12 protein-coding genes are annotated in these 16,336 nt (G+C 71.2%); 4 read left to right on the top strand and 8 right to left on the bottom strand.

Annotated features, from left to right (window positions below; genetic code table 11):
• Window positions 1–2: 2 nt before the first annotated feature.
• The 4 genes from AB0K82_RS01505 to AB0K82_RS01490 all read right to left on the bottom strand — a co-directional run bounded on the left by AB0K82_RS01505 (window position 3) and on the right by AB0K82_RS01490 (window position 5,986).
• Window positions 3–1,571, bottom strand: a complete 1,569-nt coding sequence (locus tag AB0K82_RS01505) for a benzoate-CoA ligase family protein (RefSeq protein WP_364391389.1) — start codon at window positions 1,569–1,571, stop codon at window positions 3–5.
• Window positions 1,572–1,585: 14 nt separating this feature from the next.
• On the bottom strand, window positions 1,586–3,004 hold the full coding sequence (gene boxB / locus AB0K82_RS01500; protein ID WP_364391387.1) for a benzoyl-CoA 2,3-epoxidase subunit BoxB: 1,419 nt from the start codon (window positions 3,002–3,004) through the stop codon (window positions 1,586–1,588).
• A gap of 1 nt (window position 3,005) precedes the next feature.
• Window positions 3,006–4,730, bottom strand: a complete 1,725-nt coding sequence (boxC, locus tag AB0K82_RS01495) for a 2,3-epoxybenzoyl-CoA dihydrolase (protein ID WP_364391385.1) — start codon at window positions 4,728–4,730, stop codon at window positions 3,006–3,008.
• Window positions 4,731–4,852: 122 nt separating this feature from the next.
• Window positions 4,853–5,986 (bottom strand): F420-dependent hydroxymycolic acid dehydrogenase, encoded by a 1,134-nt coding sequence (locus AB0K82_RS01490; RefSeq protein ID WP_364391383.1) that lies wholly within the window; start codon window positions 5,984–5,986, stop codon window positions 4,853–4,855.
• Window positions 5,987–6,335: 349 nt separating this feature from the next.
• Here AB0K82_RS01490 and AB0K82_RS01485 point away from each other — a divergent pair, with 349 nt between their 5' ends.
• From AB0K82_RS01485 to AB0K82_RS01475, 3 genes are all read left to right on the top strand, one after another.
• Window positions 6,336–6,755 (top strand): glycosyltransferase, encoded by a 420-nt coding sequence (locus AB0K82_RS01485; RefSeq protein ID WP_364391381.1) that lies wholly within the window; start codon window positions 6,336–6,338, stop codon window positions 6,753–6,755.
• A 25-nt stretch (window positions 6,756–6,780) separates the two neighbouring features.
• The gene (locus tag AB0K82_RS01480; protein ID WP_364391502.1) at window positions 6,781–7,488 is read left to right on the top strand and encodes a glycosyltransferase family 4 protein; all 708 of its coding nucleotides are present in this window, start codon (window positions 6,781–6,783) and stop codon (window positions 7,486–7,488) included.
• Between the two features lie 284 nt (window positions 7,489–7,772).
• Window positions 7,773–8,675, top strand: a complete 903-nt coding sequence (locus tag AB0K82_RS01475; RefSeq protein WP_364391379.1) for a hypothetical protein — start codon at window positions 7,773–7,775, stop codon at window positions 8,673–8,675.
• Window positions 8,676–8,768: 93 nt separating this feature from the next.
• On the opposite strand, the gene AB0K82_RS01470 is transcribed toward AB0K82_RS01475, so the two are convergent.
• The 4 genes from AB0K82_RS01470 to AB0K82_RS01455 form a co-directional block, all read right to left on the bottom strand.
• Window positions 8,769–9,779: an ABC transporter permease gene (locus AB0K82_RS01470; RefSeq protein ID WP_364391377.1), complete on the bottom strand. Its 1,011-nt coding sequence runs from the start codon at window positions 9,777–9,779 to the stop codon at window positions 8,769–8,771.
• Window positions 9,776–10,741 carry an ABC transporter permease gene (locus tag AB0K82_RS01465; RefSeq protein WP_364391375.1) on the bottom strand — a complete coding sequence of 322 codons (966 nt, stop codon included), beginning with the start codon at window positions 10,739–10,741 and terminating at the stop codon, window positions 9,776–9,778. Before AB0K82_RS01465 ends, AB0K82_RS01470 begins: the two co-directional genes overlap by 4 nt.
• Window positions 10,738–12,297, bottom strand: coding sequence for a sugar ABC transporter ATP-binding protein (locus AB0K82_RS01460; protein WP_364391373.1), 1,560 nt, complete (start codon window positions 12,295–12,297; stop codon window positions 10,738–10,740). The genes AB0K82_RS01465 and AB0K82_RS01460 overlap by 4 nt, the downstream gene beginning before the upstream one ends.
• A 165-nt stretch (window positions 12,298–12,462) precedes the next feature.
• Complete coding sequence (locus tag AB0K82_RS01455) at window positions 12,463–13,545, bottom strand: ABC transporter substrate-binding protein (RefSeq protein WP_364391371.1); 1,083 nt, start codon at window positions 13,543–13,545, stop codon at window positions 12,463–12,465.
• A 248-nt stretch (window positions 13,546–13,793) separates the two neighbouring features.
• On the opposite strand from AB0K82_RS01455, the gene AB0K82_RS01450 reads away from it, so the two are divergent.
• Entirely contained in the window at window positions 13,794–16,316 is a 2,523-nt protein-coding gene (locus AB0K82_RS01450; protein WP_364391369.1) for a LamG-like jellyroll fold domain-containing protein, read from the top strand.
• Window positions 16,317–16,336: the final 20 nt, after the last annotated feature.

Here is a 16,336-nt window from a genome sequence, read left to right as displayed (position 1 = left end):
GATCACGACAGCGCGGCCTCCTGGTGCGGGCCGGACAGCACACCGGTGGCGTGGGCCCGCAGCTCCACGCGCCGTACCTTGCCGGTCGGGGTTGTCGGCAGCGCCTCGACGAACAGCACCCGGCGCGGCCGCTTGAACGACGGCAGTCCCGCCCGGCAGAAGTCGACCAGCTCTGACTCCGTCACCTCGGCCGCCGGAACGACGTAGGCGACCGGCTTCTCCAGGCCGTCGGTGTCGATGCCGGCCACCACGACGGCCTGGGTGACCGCCGGGTGGGCCAGCAGCCGGGTCTCCACCTCGGCCGGTGACACCCACATGCCGCTGGCCTTCAGCATGTCGCTCGTACGGCCCTGGCAGACGTAGTAGCCGTCGGCGTCCCGCACGTACGTGTCGCCGGTGCACAGCCACTCGCCCTGGAACACCTGGCGGGACGCCGTGTACCGGGACCAGTACCCGGTCGCGGTCGACTCGCCGCGGACGTGCAGGGTGCCGGGCGTTCCCGGGGCGGCCTCGCGCCCCTCCTGGTCGAGGATGCGCAGGTCGTAGCCGGGCACCGCGCGGCCGGTCGTGCCGGGCCGTACGGCGCCCTCCTTGTTGGACAGGAAGATGTGCAGCATCTCGGTCATGCCGATGCCGTCGAGGATGTCGACGCCGAAGTGCTCGGTCCACCGGTGGTACAGCGTGGCGGGCAGCGGCTCGCCGGCCGAGGCCGACAGGCGTACTCCCCCGAGCGCCGCGCGCGGCAGCTCGGCGCGGAGCATGTTGGCGAAGAACGTCGGCCCGGCGAAGAACAGCGTCGCGCCGAACGTACGGGCGCGTTCGGCCAGCAGGTCCGGCCGGGACGGCGCGGGTTCGAGGATCGCGGCGGCGCCGGCCCACAGGGGGAACAGCAGCGAGTTGCCCAGGCCGTAGGCGAAGAACGCCTTGGCCGCCGATAGGCAGCGGTCGCCGGGGCGGACGCCGAGGACCTGGGCGCCGTACGTCTCGCAGACGACCCGGACCGAGGCGTGGCGGTGCATCGCGGCCTTGGGCGTGCCCGTGGTGCCCGACGTGTAGAGCCAGAACGCCGGGGAGTCGGCGGTCGTGGTCGGCCGCTCGCCGTCCGGCTCCGCGCCGGCCAGGTCCGCCAGCGTGTGCACCGGCACCGGGGCGGTGATCGTGGCGCCGGCCGCGGTGAGGACGCCGGTGAGTTCGGGCGCCGCGGCGGCGGCCGTGGCCGCGACCGCGGTGAACTCCGGCGTCACCGCGAGCAGGCGCGCCCGCGAGTCGCGCAGCAGCTCGGCCAGCCCGTCGGCGTGCAGCATCGTCGAGACCGGGACCGGGATGGCGCCGATCCGCAGGGCCGCGAGGAAGACCGTGACGAAGTCCGGTGAGTCGGCCATGAACATCAGCACCCGCTGCTCGGGCAGCAGGCCGATCGCGCGCAGCCCGGCGGCGGAGCGCCGGACGCGCTCGTGCAACTGGGCGTAGGTGAGGTCCCCGCCGGCGCCGGTCAGCGCCAGACGGTCGCCCGCGCCCCGTTCCAGGTGGCGGTCGAGCAGGTAGAGGCAGGCGTTGAAGGATTCGCTCATGAGCCGACGTCCGGTCAGGCGAGGTGGACGTAGTCGTAGTCGAATGGCTTGCCGTTGATGCCCTGGCGGGGCGGGGCGATCCAGGCGGCGATCTTCCCTCGCTCGTACACGGGCCGCATGAGCGAGCGGACGTAGGCCTTGTCGACGTCGGTGGGCAGCCAGTCGCCCTTGCGCCGGTCCCACTCCTCCTGGGAGATGACCTCGCCGTCCGGGGTGACCTGGATGCCGGCGAACGCGCCGACCTGCCGGTTGAAGGCGACGCTCGGCAGGCGCAGCCGCTGCGGCAGGCCGGCCTCCTCCAGGATGCGGTTCCACCGGTTGACGCCGCTCTGGCAGTCGGCGATGTACTCGCGCCGCAGGTCGGTGTTGAGGCCCACCAGCGCGGCGACCTCGGTCTGCCCGACCCGGCCGTCAACGACCGCGTCGACCATGATCGAGTCATCGGTGAGCCGGTGGTCGTCCTTGCGGCGCTCCTCCGACCAGCGGCCCTTGATCCCGGCGGTGAAGTAGTTCGCGACGTTGGTGGAGGTCTCGGAGCCGAACAGGTCCAGCGACACCGAGTAGTGGAAGTTGAGGTACTTCTGGATCACGCGCAGCGGGATGCCGCCGTGCCCCACGACGTCGTCGGTGTCGTGCTCCCGCATCAGCTCCACGGTCCGCAGCACCACCCGGTCGATGCCGGTGGTGCCCACGAACATGTGGTGCGCCTCCTCCTTCAGCATGAACTCGCACGTCCGTGACAGCGGGTCGAAGCCGCTCTCCTTGAGCGTGCCGAGCTGGTACTTGCCGTCCCGGTCGGTGAAGTAGGTGAACATGAAGAAGGACAGCCAGTCCGGCGTCTCCTCGTTGAACGCTCCCAGGATGCGCGGGGAGTCCTCGCTGCCGGAGTTGCGGTGCAGCAGTTCCTCGGCCTCCTCCCGGCCCTCGCGGCCGAAGTAGGCGTGCAGGAGGTACACCATCGCCCACAGGTGGCGGCCCTCCTCGACGTTCACCTGGAACAGGTTCCGCAGGTCGTACAGGCTCGGCGCGGTCGCCCCGAGGTTGCGCTGCTGCTCGACCGAGGCGGGCTCGGTGTCTCCCTGGATGACGATGAGGCGCTGCAGCTCCGCGCGGTACTCGCCGGGGACCTTCTGCCAGGCCGGCTCGCCCTTGTGCTCGCCGAACGCGATGCGTCGGTCCTTGCGCGGCTCGGCCAGGAAGATGCCCCAGCGGTAGTCGCGCATCGCGACGTGGCCGAAGTGCGCCCACCCTTCGCGGCCCACGTTGACCGCGGTGCGCAGGTAGACGTCCTCGGTGGGCAGGGTCGGGCCCATCGACTCCCACCAGGACAGGAAGTTCGGCTGCCAGGACTCCAGGGCCCGCTTCAGGCGGCGGTCGTCGCGCAGGTCGACGTTGTTGGGGATCTTCTCGCCGTAGTCGGCGGTCGTCGTCATCTCAGACTCGCTTCTGGTCGAAGTCGGCGCGCCGTCCGGTGCCGAACCTGCGCAGCGCGCCGTCCGGCCCGGAGGCGTTGGGGCGGTAGAAGATCCAGTTCTGCCAGGCGGACAGCCTGCCGAAGATCTTGGTCTCCATCGTCTCAGGCCCGGCGAAGCGGTAGTTCGCCTCCAGCCCGGTCAGCGCGTCCGGGCTGAACCCGGCCCGCTCCTCGACCGCGATGCGCACCTCCTCGTCCCAGTCGATGTCGTCGGGGATGAAGGTGACCAGGCCGAGCCGCTCGGCGTCCTCGGCCGGCAGCGCCTTGCCCTCCGCGGCCTCGGCGGCGGCGAGCGCGTCCGCGTCGCCGTGGAAGCGGGTCGCCAGGCGGCTGAGGCCGTTGCCCATCGGCAGCGGCCCCAGGTTCATCCGGCCGACGGTGATCGCGGCCGGCTCGGCGTCGGGGTCGACGTCCTCGAACACGCCCGCGAGCTGGAAGGACCGGTCGGCGGCCAGCGCGAGCTCCAGCAGCGAGCCGGCGAAGCAGCTTCCCGGCTCGATGAGCGCGATGAGACTGCGGCTGGTGACGTCGAGCCGCTTCAGCGTGCGTTTCAGGTAGAGGACGATCTCGCGGACCAGCCAGTCGCCGGAGTGCTCCAGCAACAGCGCGTCGTACGCCAGCACCCGGGCCGCGTCGCCCTTCGTGCGGAACACCCAGGTGCCCAGCTCGATCTCGTTCGTGCGCAGGTCCAGGATCAGGTCGTCCAGCTCGCGGGTGAGGGCGAGCGGCCAGAAGTCCGCGCCCTGGGCGTAGACGCCGGCGGCGTCGGCCGGCGGGTCGCCGTCCGGGCCGAGGACGGTGAGCTCCACGACGCCGCGGTCCCGGTCGAGGTCGGCGCCGACGTACCGGTAGCCGATGTGGTCGTCGGTACGGGTCTTGGCCAGGGGGGTCAGCTCGATCCCGCCGGCGTCGGCGGGCCGGTCCGAGCGCGTCGCGAGGGCGGCGGCGCGCTCGGCGACCGTACGGTCCCAGGCGGTGCGCGGCACGGCCTCGTCCACCAGCCGCCACCGCACCGCCTTCCGGCCGCCGATGCCCTCGGTCTTGGTGGAGAAGTAGTCGGCGAGGTCGCGCCGCACGTGCCGCTTGTCGACCACGCGGGTGAGCCCGCCGGTGCCGGGCAGGACGCCGAGCAGCGGCAGTTCGGGCAGCGACACCGTCGAGGAGCGGTCGTCGACCAGCATGATGTGGTCGCAGGCCAGGGCGATCTCATAGCCGCCGCCGGAGGCGGTGCCATTCAGCGCGGCGAGGTAGGTCTGGCCGGAGTTGGCGCTCGCGTCCTCGATGCCGTTGCGCGTCTCGTTGGTGAACTTACAGAAGTTGACCTTCCAGGAGTGGGAGGAGGCCGCCAGCATGCGGATGTTGGCGCCCGCGCAGAACACCTTCTCCTTGCCGCCCGTGACGACCACGGTACGGACCTCGGGGTGCTCGAACCGCAGCCGTTGCACCGCGTCGTACAGCTCGATGTCCACTCCCAGGTCGTAGGAGTTGAGCTTCAGCTCGTAGCCCGGCACCAGGCCGCCCTGCTCGTCCACGTCCATCGTCAGCGTGGCGACGGGCCCGTCGAGGCCCAGCCGCCAATGTCGATAGTGCGGCGGAGCGGTCCGGAAGTCGACTCTCTCGGGCCGAACGGGTTCCTCGGCCGCCGCGTTCGGCTGGACGGTGGGCTCGCCGGCCAAGCTGCTCATCAGGAGATCCTCCCGTCGATCCAGATGAGGCAACACTCTACGGATTCATCAACTGCCGTCAATAGTTCGTAGAGTATTGGTCCCGCCGCGCCCCGATGGCCGGCCTGCCCGGGTGGACGCGCTCAGCGACGAAGGTGGGGCAGGACCTCGCGGCCGTAGAAGTCGATCACACGCGGTTGGTCCGTCTGGCCGGAATGGACGAACGGCGTGACGCCCGCGTCGAGGAGCCGCTGCAGCGCCGTGATGTGCACCTGCGGGTCGGTGCCGCGCAGCCAGGCGGCGTACACCTTCTCCAGCGGCCAGCGCTGTTCGGCGATGCGCTGGATGGTCACCGGATCCGGCTGGTACAGCAGGTCGCCGAACCCGTGGACGGTGAAACGCCACTTCTCCGCCGCCTCGTCGGCCTCCGCCCGGCCGCCCACCACGACCCACGTCTCGGCGAACTTCGGCATGCCGTCGGGATCCCTGCCCGCGGCACGGGCCCCGCGGGCGAAGGCGTCGCGCAGCCGCGGGTCGCCCAGGTCCTTGACCCCGCCGATCCAGCCGTCACCGTGCCGCCCCGCCAGGTAGGCGCTCTTCGGCCCGCTGGCCGCGACGTAGATCGGGACCGGCCGCGCCGGCACGTCGTACAGCCTGGCCCGATCGGTCCGGTAGAACCGGCCGTGGAACGTCACCCGCTCCCCCGTCCAGAGCCGGCGGATCAGCTCGATCGCCTCGATCAGCCGATCATGCCGTTCGGAATACCGGTCGAAGCGCCCGGTGGCGGCCAGCTCGTTGAGCGCCTCACCGGCGCCGACGCCCAGGAAGACCCGGCCCGGATACAGCACTCCCAGCGACGCGAACGCCTGCGCCACCACGGACGGGTGGTACCGGTAGAGCGGGCAGGTGACGCCGGTCCCGTACGTCAGGTGCGACGTGTGCTCGCCGATCAGCGCCAACGAGAGCCAGGGGAACATCGCGTGGCCCTCATTGTCCTGCCACGGCTGGAAGTGATCGCTCGTCCAGGCGTAGCCGAACCCGGCCCGGTCCGCCAGTTCGGCGAACCGGACGATGTCCGGCGTCCGGAACTGCTCATGCCCGAGCGCGATCCCGACCGGGGCCACCGGCCGGCCGCCCGGCACCGCCGGCACCGGCCCTGCGGTACGCCGCACGCCCGCGGCGCACAGCGCCGCGGCTCCGAGCATCGAGAACCGCCGTCTCGACAGGCCGTCACCGGGCTCGTCCTCCGGCCACCGGCCGTACTCATGTCCGCCCATCGCCAGATCCCCCCGCGCCTAACGACAGATAACCCCTTATCCGGCAAATACCCACAAAAGTGGTCACGGTCCGCCCGCCGGCGGTCAGACCGCCCCGGAGTGAAACCACACGCCTACATCCCGAGGATGACGTCCGGCGATGTCAGCCTGACGCGGTACCAAGATCACGACCGTGGATCGACGCCACGGACCGGACCGCGCCCTTAGCGTCGCACCAGCCACGGCACCGCGTGCGGCGCAGGCCGGACGGCCCGGGAGAGCACGGCTCACGTTCGGCCGGCTCCGCAGGCGGCCGCGGCCGCGCACGCGGTCACTCCGCTCCCCCGACGCCGAAGGATCGAACGCGCCCATGGGTTCCACCCTCATCGTCACGAACGACTTCCCGCCTCGGCAGGGCGGGATCGAGACCTTCGTGCACGCGATGGCCACACGCCTGCCGGACGACGTCGTCGTCTACACCTCCCACGAGGACGGCGACACCGCCTTCGACGCCGCCCTTCCGTTCCCCGTCGTCCGCGATCGGAGCCGTACGCTGCTCCCGACCCGCAGGGTCGCCCGGAAGGCGGTCGAGCTCGCCCGGGCCCACGGCTGTGACCGGGCGTGGTTCGGGGCCGCGGCGCCGCTCGCCCTGATGGCCCCGGCGCTGCGCCGCGGCGGTGTGGAGCGCATCGTGGCCACCACGCACGGCCACGAGATCTGGTGGGCCAAGGTGCCCGGCACCCGCCGGCTGATGCGGCGGATCGGCGACGGCGTCGACGTCGTCACCTAATCTCGGCCCGTACACGCGCAGCCGGATCGAGCCGGCCCTGGGCCCGAGCCCGCGGCTCAGCCGGCTCGTCCCCGGCGTCGACGCCGGCGCGTTCCGCCCCGATGCGGCCGCCGCCGAGCGGGTACGCGCCGACCTGCGCCTGTACGGCAGGCCGGTGATCCTCTGCGTCGCCCGGCTGGTGCCGCGCAAGGGGGTGGACCTGCTGATACGCGCGCTTCCGCTGGTCCGGCGCCAGCTCCCGGAGGCGGTACTGCTCGTCGTCGGCGACGGGCCGGACCAGGATCGGCTGCGCAGCCTGGCACGGCGGCACGCCGATGGGTCGGTGTACTTCGCCGGCGGCACGCCGCACGCCGCGACACCGCCCTACTACGCCGCCGCGGACGTCTTCGCGATGCCGTGCCGCACCCGTCTGGGCGGCCTGGAGGCCGAGGGTCTCGGGATCGTCTTCCTCGAGGCGGCCGCGAGCGGCCTGCCGGTGATCGCCGGTGACTCGGGCGGCGCGCCCGACGCGGTGCTCGACGGCCGGACCGGCAGACTGGTGGACCCGACCGACGCGGCCGCGATCGCCGAAGCCCTGACGACCACGCTGCTCGCCCCCGAGCGCGCCGCCATGGGCGCCGCGGGCCGCGACTGGGTCCGGCAGGCGTGGTCGTGGGACACGTCGGCCCGCCACCTGGCCGAACTCCTAACGCCCGATCACGACCGGGCCACCACGATTTCCGACGGCGTCTGACGCACTCGCGCAGCCGTCTGACGTCCTCGCGAATTTCGGCTAGCCGAAATGGCGATAACACCCTGCTGAACCTCAATAGCTACCCGGTGAATAATGAGGCGTCCGCCTCCAAGGTAACCTGTGCTGACCGATCGCTGACGCCATAACCCTCACCTGCAATCGCAAAGGAACTCTTCACCGACATGTCGCGACGTTTGGTGCTAATCGCTGGGGCCGGGGTCACCGCCGCCGCAGCAGCCGTAGTCGTCAATCGTGGCGTATCAGGATCGGCTACTCCCGCCTCTGTGGACGCCTCCAGAGCCTCCGCGACAACGGTCTACACGCCCTCCGTCCATGCCGCCGCGATGCCTCTGGACGCCTATCAGCTCAGCGCCGCGCAGGAGGCGCAGAAGGTCAACCTCAGTATCCTCATGGACCGCGCTTGCATGAGGTCGTTCGGGCTGTCCTACCTCCCGCACTACACCGACCGCACGAAGATCATTACGGCGACATTCGCCGTCTACAACAGCCGCCGCTACGGGATCAGTGACCCGGTCGCCGCGAGCAGATTCGGCTACCATCCGCCCTCGCAGCCAACGACCACCGGCTCCTCCGACGACGGCGATCAAGCCGACACCTCACCGACGACGATGTCGCCCGACAAAAGGCGGGTCTTCACTGGCGTGGCGGCGAAGCAGCTGCCGTCCTTCACAGCGAAGACACCGGACTCGGCGGTCTCGCCCGGCACTTACCTCGGCAAGACCATCCCAGCTGGAGGATGCAGCGGCCAGACGCACCGGGAGCTGAAGGACGACCCGGCGCCCGGCGCGGCGAAGGCGAACGAGCTGGCGGCGAGGCTGAACCAGGAGGCGTTCACCAAGACCCTCCACGACCGCAGAGCTCTCACGGCAAGCGCCGCATGGCGGCAGTGCATGACGGCCAAGGGCTACTCCCGTTACGCCACCCCGCTGGCGGCCAGTGCCGGCTTCAACCTCAACGGCCCGGTGACCAAACGGGAGATCAAGACGGCTGTCGCCGACGTCGCCTGTCAGCAGCAAGTGCATTACGTCCAGACCCTCACCACCCTCGAGGCGGGCTACCAGAAGAGCTCGATCGCCCAGCACACCGCCGCCCTCGCCCCCTTGAAGGCGCAGGTTGCCGGGCAGCTCACAGCGCTGAGGAAGGCGCTTCAGGCCAACGGCGGATGACGTGTGCCAGTCGCAGGTGATCGCTTCGGGAGGGCGCTGCCCGTACTGCCCCATCGCCCTCCCCGGTCGCGGCCATTCGGGTTGCGTGGCCGGTCACAGTCGGCGGGCTCGGCTGAGGTAGGTCTGCGCCACCACCACGACGGCGAGGAACGCGCCGCTGACGACCTGCTGGTAGGACGAGGACAGGTCACCGATCTGGTTGATCAGGTTCTGGATGACGCCGAGGAGGAGGACGCCGGCGATCGTGCCGCTGACCGAGCCCGCGCCGCCGGTCAGCAGCGTGCCGCCGATGACGACCGCCGCGATGACGTCGAGTTCCATGCCGGTGCCGAGGATGGTCACGCCCGACGACAGGCGCGCGGCGTTCAGCGCGCCGGACAGACCGGCCAGCGCGCCGGACAGCACGTACACGGTGATCTTCGTCCGGGTGACGGGTACGCCCATGAGCGCGGCGGCGTCCTCCGCGCCGCCGATGGCGTACACCGCCTGGCCGAACCCGGTCCGCTGCAGCAGCACGCCGCCGATGACGAACAGCGCGAGCGTCAGGTAGATGGGGTAGCCCAGGCCGAACAGGTGTCCCTGGCCGAGCCGGGCGAGCACCGAGCCGTGCGGGATCAGGTATGTCGTCGCGCCCTCATGCGAGATCGACAGCAGCAGGCCCCGGGCGCCGAGCAGGCCGGCGAGCGTGACGATGAACGGCGCCAGCCGGACCCGGGCGATCAGCAGACCCTGGACGAGGCCGATCGCGCCGCACACCGCCAGCGGCACCAGGAGCCCGGCCGGGGTCCCCCACCGAACGGCGTACGCGGCCAGCACCCCGCCGAGCGCGAACACCGAGCCGACCGACAGGTCGATGCCGCCGGTGATGATGACGAAGGTCATGCCGAGCGCCACCATCGCGGGGAACGACGACGTGATGGCGATGTCGCCGAGGTTCTCTCCCGTGGGGAAGTGGCTGAAGGAGAGCGAGCCGACCAGGAGCAGGAGGACCAGCACCGCGGTCGCGCCGTGCCGCTGGATCAGGCCGAAGGCGCGGTCGCGCCGGCTCAGCGCGTAGGCGTCCTGGGTGACGGGCGTGTCGGCCGTCGCTTGCTCGGTGGTCATCGTCCGGCCCCTCCCCTCGCCGCGTACACGGCGCCAAGGATGATCACTGCCTGCACCATCTGGGCGACCGAGTCGGGCAGGTCGTGTTTGATCAGCGTCGCCCGTACGAGCTGGATGAGCAGCGCGCCCGCGACGGTGCCCAGCACCCGCACCCGGCCGCCGGTGAGCGGCGTGCCGCCGACGACGACCGCGGTGATCGCCGAGAGCTCCATCAGCAGGCCGAGGGACGAGGGGTCGCTGGCCTGCAGGCGGGCGGTGGCCAGCACGCCCGCGACCGCGGCCAGCAGTCCGGACAGGACGTACACCAGCAGGAGGACCCGCCGGACCGGCAGCCCGGACAGGACGCTGGCCGTGCGGTTGCCGCCGATCGCGACGAGCTGCCGGCCGAAGGTCGTACGCCGGACGACGCCCGTGACCACGAGGGTCAGCACGCCCGCGACGACCACCGGCAGCGGGACGCCGACGAGGCTCGACGAGCCGAGGTCGAGCAGGGTCGCGTCGTGCACGTCCTTGAGCTGACCGCCGGCCAGCACGAGGGCCAGGCCGCGTCCGCCGACGAACAGGCACAGCGTGGCGACGATCGGCTGGACGTTGACGAACGCCACGAGCGAGCCGTTCACCAGCCCGACCGCGACGCCGCCCACCAGGGCGACCAGGATCGCCGGGCCGACGCCGTACCCGAGGTAGAGCGGGATCAGCGCGGTGGCCAGCGCCATGACCGAACCGACGGACAGGTCCACGCCCTCCGTACCGATCACGAGGGCCATGCCGAGGGAGACGATGACGACCGGTGCGACCTGGACGAGCTGGGTGCGCAGGTTCTCCGTGCTGAGGAAGTGCGGCGTGATCGCGATGTTGACGACGACGAGCGCGACGATCGCCGCGTACACGCCGTAGTTCTGCAGCCAGGCCAGCACCCGGGCGCCGGTCGGCCGGGGCAGCGCGACGGCGGTGTCGCTCATCCGACCTCCTCGCGCGCGTGGGCGGCGATCGTGGTCATCACGGCCTCCTCGGTGAGTTCGTCCCCGGTCAGCTCACCGACCACGGCGCCGTTGCGCAAGACCACGACGCGGTCCGAGCCCTCGACCAGCTCCTCCAGGTCCGAGGAGATCAGCAGGACGGCGAGGCCCGCCTCGGCGAGCTCGTCGACGAGCGCCTGGACCTCCGCCTTCGCGCCGACGTCGATGCCGCGCGTCGGCTCGTCCAGCAGCAGCACCTTGGGCTCGGTGGCCAGCCAGCGGGCCAGCAGGACCTTCTGCTGGTTGCCGCCGGACAGCTCGGCGACCGGCTGGTGCGGCCCGGTCGCCTTGATGCGCAGTCGCGCCATGAAGGTGTCCACGATCCGGTCGATGCGCGCGTCCGATACGACGCCGGCGCGGGCCAGCCGCGGGAGGGCGGCCAGCGCGATGTTGTCGCGGACCGACAGGGTCGGCACGATGCCCTCCGCCTTGCGGTCCTCGGGCAGCAGCGCGATGCCCGCCCGTACGGCGGCCGTGGCCGAGCCCCGGCGGACCGGGAACCCGGCGACGGTGACCCCGCCCGCGTCGAGCGGCAGGACGCCGGCAATGGCCTTCGCCGTCTCGGTGCGCCCCGCGCCGAGCAGGCCGCCCAGCCCGACCACCTCGCCGGGCCGGATGGCCAGTGACACGTCGTCGAGCAGGTGCCGGCTGGACAGCCCGTTCGCCTCGAGAAGCGGTCCGCCGGACGCCTCGTGCGCTCCGGAGAACCGGGTGACGCCTTCGGCGCGGACCTGGGCGACGTCGCGGCCGAGCATCAGCGAGACGAGGCGCAGCCGGTCCAGATCGGCGAGGGCGCCCTGGTGGACGACCCGGCCGTCGCGCAGGACCGTCACGCCGTCGCAGACGCGGTAGAGCTCGTCCAGGCGGTGGCTGACGTAGATGACCGCGATCCCCCGCTCGCGGAGCCGGTCGATGACGCCGAACAGCGTCTCGACCTCGCGCGGTTCGAGGGAGGAGGTCGGCTCGTCCATGATGACCACGCGGGCGTCGACCGAGACGGCGCGCGCCAGCGCGACCATCTGCTGCGTGCCGACGCCGAGGGAGCGCAGCGGCAGCCGGACGTCCACCCGCACGCCGTACGACTCCAGCGTCCGGGCGGCCAGCCGATGCATGCGGCGCGTGTCGATGAGCCCCAGGGCGCGGCGCGGCTCGCGGCCGAGCAGCAGGTTGCGGGCCACGCTGAGGTCCGGGACCAGCCCGATCTCCTGGTGCACCGCCTGCACGCCGGCCCGTTGCGCCTCCAGCGGACCGGTGAACCCGGCGGGCCGGCCCGCGAGGAGCACCTCGCCCTCGTCCGGCCGGTGCACGCCCGTGATCACTTTGATGAGGGTGGACTTGCCCGCGCCGTTCTCGCCGACCAGAGCGTGGACCTCGCCGGGCCGCAGGCTCAGGGACACCCGGTCGAGGGCGAGCACGCCGGTGAAGCGCTTGACGATGTCGCGCGCCTGCAGCACCGGCGTGTCTCCCGGATCGCGCTGGTCGGGGACGGGTTCGGTCATGAGGCCTCCTTCGTCGGCCTCATGACCAAGGTGCTGTGCTTACCGATTCCCTCGCTTCGCTCGGTCATGGGACCTCCTTCGTCGGCCTCATGACCAAGGTGCTGTGCTTACTGATTCCCTCGCTTCGCTCGGTCATGGGCACCCCCGGTCGTGTCGGAGCATCGATCAGTACGCGGACGCGAGCGACTGCCTGGCGTTGGAGGAGTCGTACTCCCGGTCGGAGATGACGACCTTGTCCGGGATCGGCTCACCGTTCACGAACTTGCTCAGCGTCTGGAACGCCAGCGGGCCGAAGCGGGGGTTGGACTCCACGACCGCGTAGATCCAGCCGCTGACGATCTGGGACACGGCGTTGCGGGTCCCGTCCACGGACACGATCTTGATGTCGCCGGCCTTCTTGCCCGCGCCCTTGAGGGCGGTGACCGCGCCCAGCGCCATCTCGTCGTTCTCGGCGTAGATCGCATTGACGTCGGGGTGGCTCTGGATCATCTGCTCGGTGACCTGCTGGCCCTTCTCGCGGGCGAAGTCGCCGGTCTGCTGGAAGGTGATCTGGATGCCGGGCGCCTGCTTGGCGATCTCGTCCTTGAAGCCGTTGGTGCGCTCGGTGGTCACATTGTTGCCGGACGAGCCGAGGAGGACCGCGACCTTGCCCTTGCCGTTCAGGGCTTTGATCATCTGGTCGGCGGCCCGCTTGCCCTGCTGGTAGAAGTCGGACCCGATGAAGGTCACGTAGTCCTTGCAGGCGGTCGCGTTGATCTTCCGGTCGACCGTGATGATCGGGATGTGCTTGGCGGCGGCCTGTTGCAGCACCGGCTCCCAGCCGTCGGAGTTCAGCGGCGCGATGACCAGCGCCTTCGCGCCCTGGGCGATGAGCTGCTGGACGTCGCTGATCTGCTTGCTGAACTGCGACTGGCCGTTGGTCGTCCGCAGGCCGGTGATCCCCTCCTGCTTCGCCTCCGCCTTGATCGAGGCCGTCTCCGCGATGCGGAAGGGGTTGGCCTCCTTCTCGGACTGGGAGAACCCGACCACCGAGGTCTTCAGGTCGAACTTCGCGCCCCCGAACCTGTTGATCGTGCAGGAGGGCGCGGAGCCCGACGGGCTCTGCACCACCTGCCCGGCCTGGGCGCTTCCACCGCCGGTCGCCTGGTCCTTCTCGGACTTGGCGCAGCCGGCGGCGAGCAGGGCGGTCATCGCGAGGAACGTGGTGGTGAGCGCGACCGGGCGTTGGCGGTACGGAGGGACGGTCATTGCAGGTCCTTCCCCAGGCGGAGGCGAGATTCCGGTAATTGACGCACCCGCGATCGAGTTCTGTCAATAGCGATCAGCATCGGACGCATTTTTCGGTCTGAATCTTGCAGGATCGATCAGCGGCCTTCATGCTGTCCTCACCGGTACCGGCCGTCCCAGTCCTCCTGGCCTCCGTCCGTTCCGGCGCAGCCGCGCGCCGCGCTGCGCCCATCCGCCCATCACCCTGTTCCAACAGATGGGAGTCTGCCGTGCCCGCCCTCCGATCACCCAGCCTCGCCAGACCCCGTGGCCCGGCCGTCATCATCGGCCTCGCGGTCGCGCTCCTCGCCGCACTCGTCGCCCCCGCCCCCGCCCCCGCCTCCGCCTCCGCGCCGGTCGCCGCGGCCTGGAAGGCCCAGACCCCGCCGCTGACCACGCCCTGGACCGACCAGGTCTCCCCGACCAACGCCCTCCCGGAGTACCCGCGGCCCCAGCTGACCCGGTCCCGGTGGCAGAACCTCAACGGCGAATGGCAGTTCGCCGAGGCGTCCGCCGGCGAGGCGCCGCCGACCGGCAGGACCTTGGCGGAGCGGATCCTCGTCCCGTACCCGGTCGAGTCGGCGCTGTCCGGGATCAAGCGTCACGTCGACCACATGTGGTACCGCCGGACGTTCACCGTGCCGAAGTCCTGGCACGGCGGCCGGCTCGTCCTGCACTTCCAGGCCGTCGACTACCACGCCACCGTCTACGTGAACGGCACGCAGGTGGCCACGCACACGGGCGGCTACGACGGCTTCTCCGCCGACGTCACCGGCACCCTCCGGGGCAACGGCCCGCAGGAGCTGCTGGTCGGCGTCGACGACCCCACCGACATCGGCTCCCAGGCGCTCGGCAAGCAGCGCAAGCCCGGTGACGGCATCTTCTACACCCCGTCCTCCGGGATCTGGCAGACCGTCTGGATGGAGCCGGTCGCCACGTCGTACGTCTCCCGCCTGGACGCGACGCCGGACCTGGCGAGCAAGACGCTGCGGCTGACCACGCACGTCGCCGGGAGCCCGGGGGCGACGGTCGAGGCCGTCGCGTACGCCGGGCACCGCCCGGTGGGCCGGGCCGTCGGCGCGGCGAACGCCGAGCTGAGCGTGCCGATCCGCAAGCCGCACCTGTGGACGCCGGACGACCCGTACCTGTACACGCTGAAGGTGCGGGTCCGGGAGGGTCACAAGGTCGTCGACGAGGTCGGCTCCTACTTCGGGATGCGCTCGATCGGCCTCGGGAAGGGCCCCGACGGCAAGGTGCGGATGCTGCTGAACGGCAAGTTCGTCATGCAGGTCGGCACGCTCGACCAGGGCTTCTGGCCGGACGGCATCTACACCGCGCCGACCGACGCCGCCCTGCGGTTCGACCTGGAGGCGCACAAGCGCCTCGGCTTCAACATGGTCCGCAAGCACGTGAAGGTCGAGCCCGACCGCTGGTACTACTGGGCGGACCGGCTCGGGCTGCTCGTGTGGCAGGACATGCCCGCGACGTACGCCGGGCACTCGCCGTCCGCGGCGGTCAAGACGCAGTTCGAGACCGAGCTGCGCGACCTCGTCGACCAGCACCGCAGCCACCCGTCCATCGTCGTGTGGGTGCCCTTCAACGAGGGCTGGGGCGAGTACGAGCCGGATCGGATCGCCGCGCAGGTCAAGGGCTGGGACCCGAGCCGTCTCGTGGACATCGACAGCGGCACCAACTGCTGTGAGTCCATCCCGAACATCGGCTCGGGCGACATCTACGACGACCACACCTACGTCGGCCCTGGCTCCCCGGTCCAGCAGGGCGCGCGGGCCGCGGTCGACGGGGAGTACGGCGGGCTCGGCCTCAAGGTCGACGGCCACATGTGGGACCCCGCGAACGGCTTCGCCTACGAGATGGAGCCCGACTCGGCGACGCTGACCCGGCGCTACACCGAGCTGCAGAACCGCCTGCTCGACGTGGAGCAGCGGTGCGGCGTGTCCGCGTCGGTCTACACCCAGATCACCGACGTAGAGAACGAGCTCAACGGCATCTACACCTACGACCGCCAGGTGCTCAAGCCCGGCGCCGAGCAGGTCCGCGCGGCCAACCAGGCCCTGATCAAGGCCTCCGGCTCGGTCGGCCAGGGCGGCGGCCAGAGCTTCCCGCCCGGCACGCCGGGACTCGACGGCGTCAGTTTCTACCCGCTCGACGAGGGGGCCGGCACGGTCGCCAAGGACACGGTCGGCACGCACGACGCGACGCTCGTGAACGGGCCGGCGTGGACGGCCGGGCACTCCGGGTCCGCGCTGCAGTTCAACGGTTCCAACCAGTTCGCCGACACCGGCGCGGCCATCCTGGACACCACCGGGAACTACAGCGTGTCCGCCTGGGTGAAGCTCGACCGGCGCGGCGGGTTCGCCACGGCGGTCAGCCAGGACGGCGACACGAACAGCGCCTTCTACCTGCAGTACTCCGGCGCGGACGACCGGTTCGCGTTCAGCTTCGCCGGGGTACGGGCGCTCGCGCCGACCGCCCCGGAGACCGGGCGCTGGTACCACCTCGTCGGGGTCCGTGACGCCGCCACCGGCTCGCTGACCCTGTACGTCGACGGGCAGAAGGCCGGAAGCGCGGCGGCCTGCCTCGGCGACCGGTCCACCGGGCACACGGTGATCGGCCGCGGCAGGTACGGCGGCAACCCGGTCGACTACTGGACCGGCGCCATCGACCAGGTGCACGTCTTCGACCGGGCCCTGTCCGCCGACGACGTCGCCAAGCTCTACCAGTCCGGCAAGTGACGCGGCGCGGGAGGGACCCT

Origin of the sequence: Actinoallomurus sp. NPDC052274, from assembly GCF_040679475.1 — a bacterium.
Classification (GTDB): domain Bacteria; phylum Actinomycetota; class Actinomycetes; order Streptosporangiales; family Streptosporangiaceae; genus Actinoallomurus; species Actinoallomurus liliacearum.
Note: the sequence above shows the minus strand (reverse complement) of the source record. Positions and strands in the feature narration are given on the sequence as shown.

Excerpts from the sequence above, each read along its gene's own strand:
- AB0K82_RS01505 (WP_364391389.1), bottom strand. The coding sequence starts at position 1,571 with ATGAGCGAATCCTTCAACGCCTGCCTCTACCTGCTCGACCGCCACCTG.
- boxB (WP_364391387.1), bottom strand. The coding sequence starts at position 3,004 with ATGACGACGACCGCCGACTACGGCGAGAAGATCCCCAACAACGTCGAC.
- boxC (WP_364391385.1), bottom strand. The coding sequence starts at position 4,730 with ATGAGCAGCTTGGCCGGCGAGCCCACCGTCCAGCCGAACGCGGCGGCC.
- AB0K82_RS01490 (WP_364391383.1), bottom strand. The coding sequence starts at position 5,986 with ATGGGCGGACATGAGTACGGCCGGTGGCCGGAGGACGAGCCCGGTGAC.
- AB0K82_RS01485 (WP_364391381.1), top strand. The coding sequence starts at position 6,336 with ATGGGTTCCACCCTCATCGTCACGAACGACTTCCCGCCTCGGCAGGGC.
- AB0K82_RS01470 (WP_364391377.1), bottom strand. The coding sequence starts at position 9,779 with ATGACCACCGAGCAAGCGACGGCCGACACGCCCGTCACCCAGGACGCC.
- AB0K82_RS01465 (WP_364391375.1), bottom strand. The coding sequence starts at position 10,741 with ATGAGCGACACCGCCGTCGCGCTGCCCCGGCCGACCGGCGCCCGGGTG.
- AB0K82_RS01460 (WP_364391373.1), bottom strand. The coding sequence starts at position 12,297 with ATGACCGAACCCGTCCCCGACCAGCGCGATCCGGGAGACACGCCGGTG.
- AB0K82_RS01455 (WP_364391371.1), bottom strand. The coding sequence starts at position 13,545 with ATGACCGTCCCTCCGTACCGCCAACGCCCGGTCGCGCTCACCACCACG.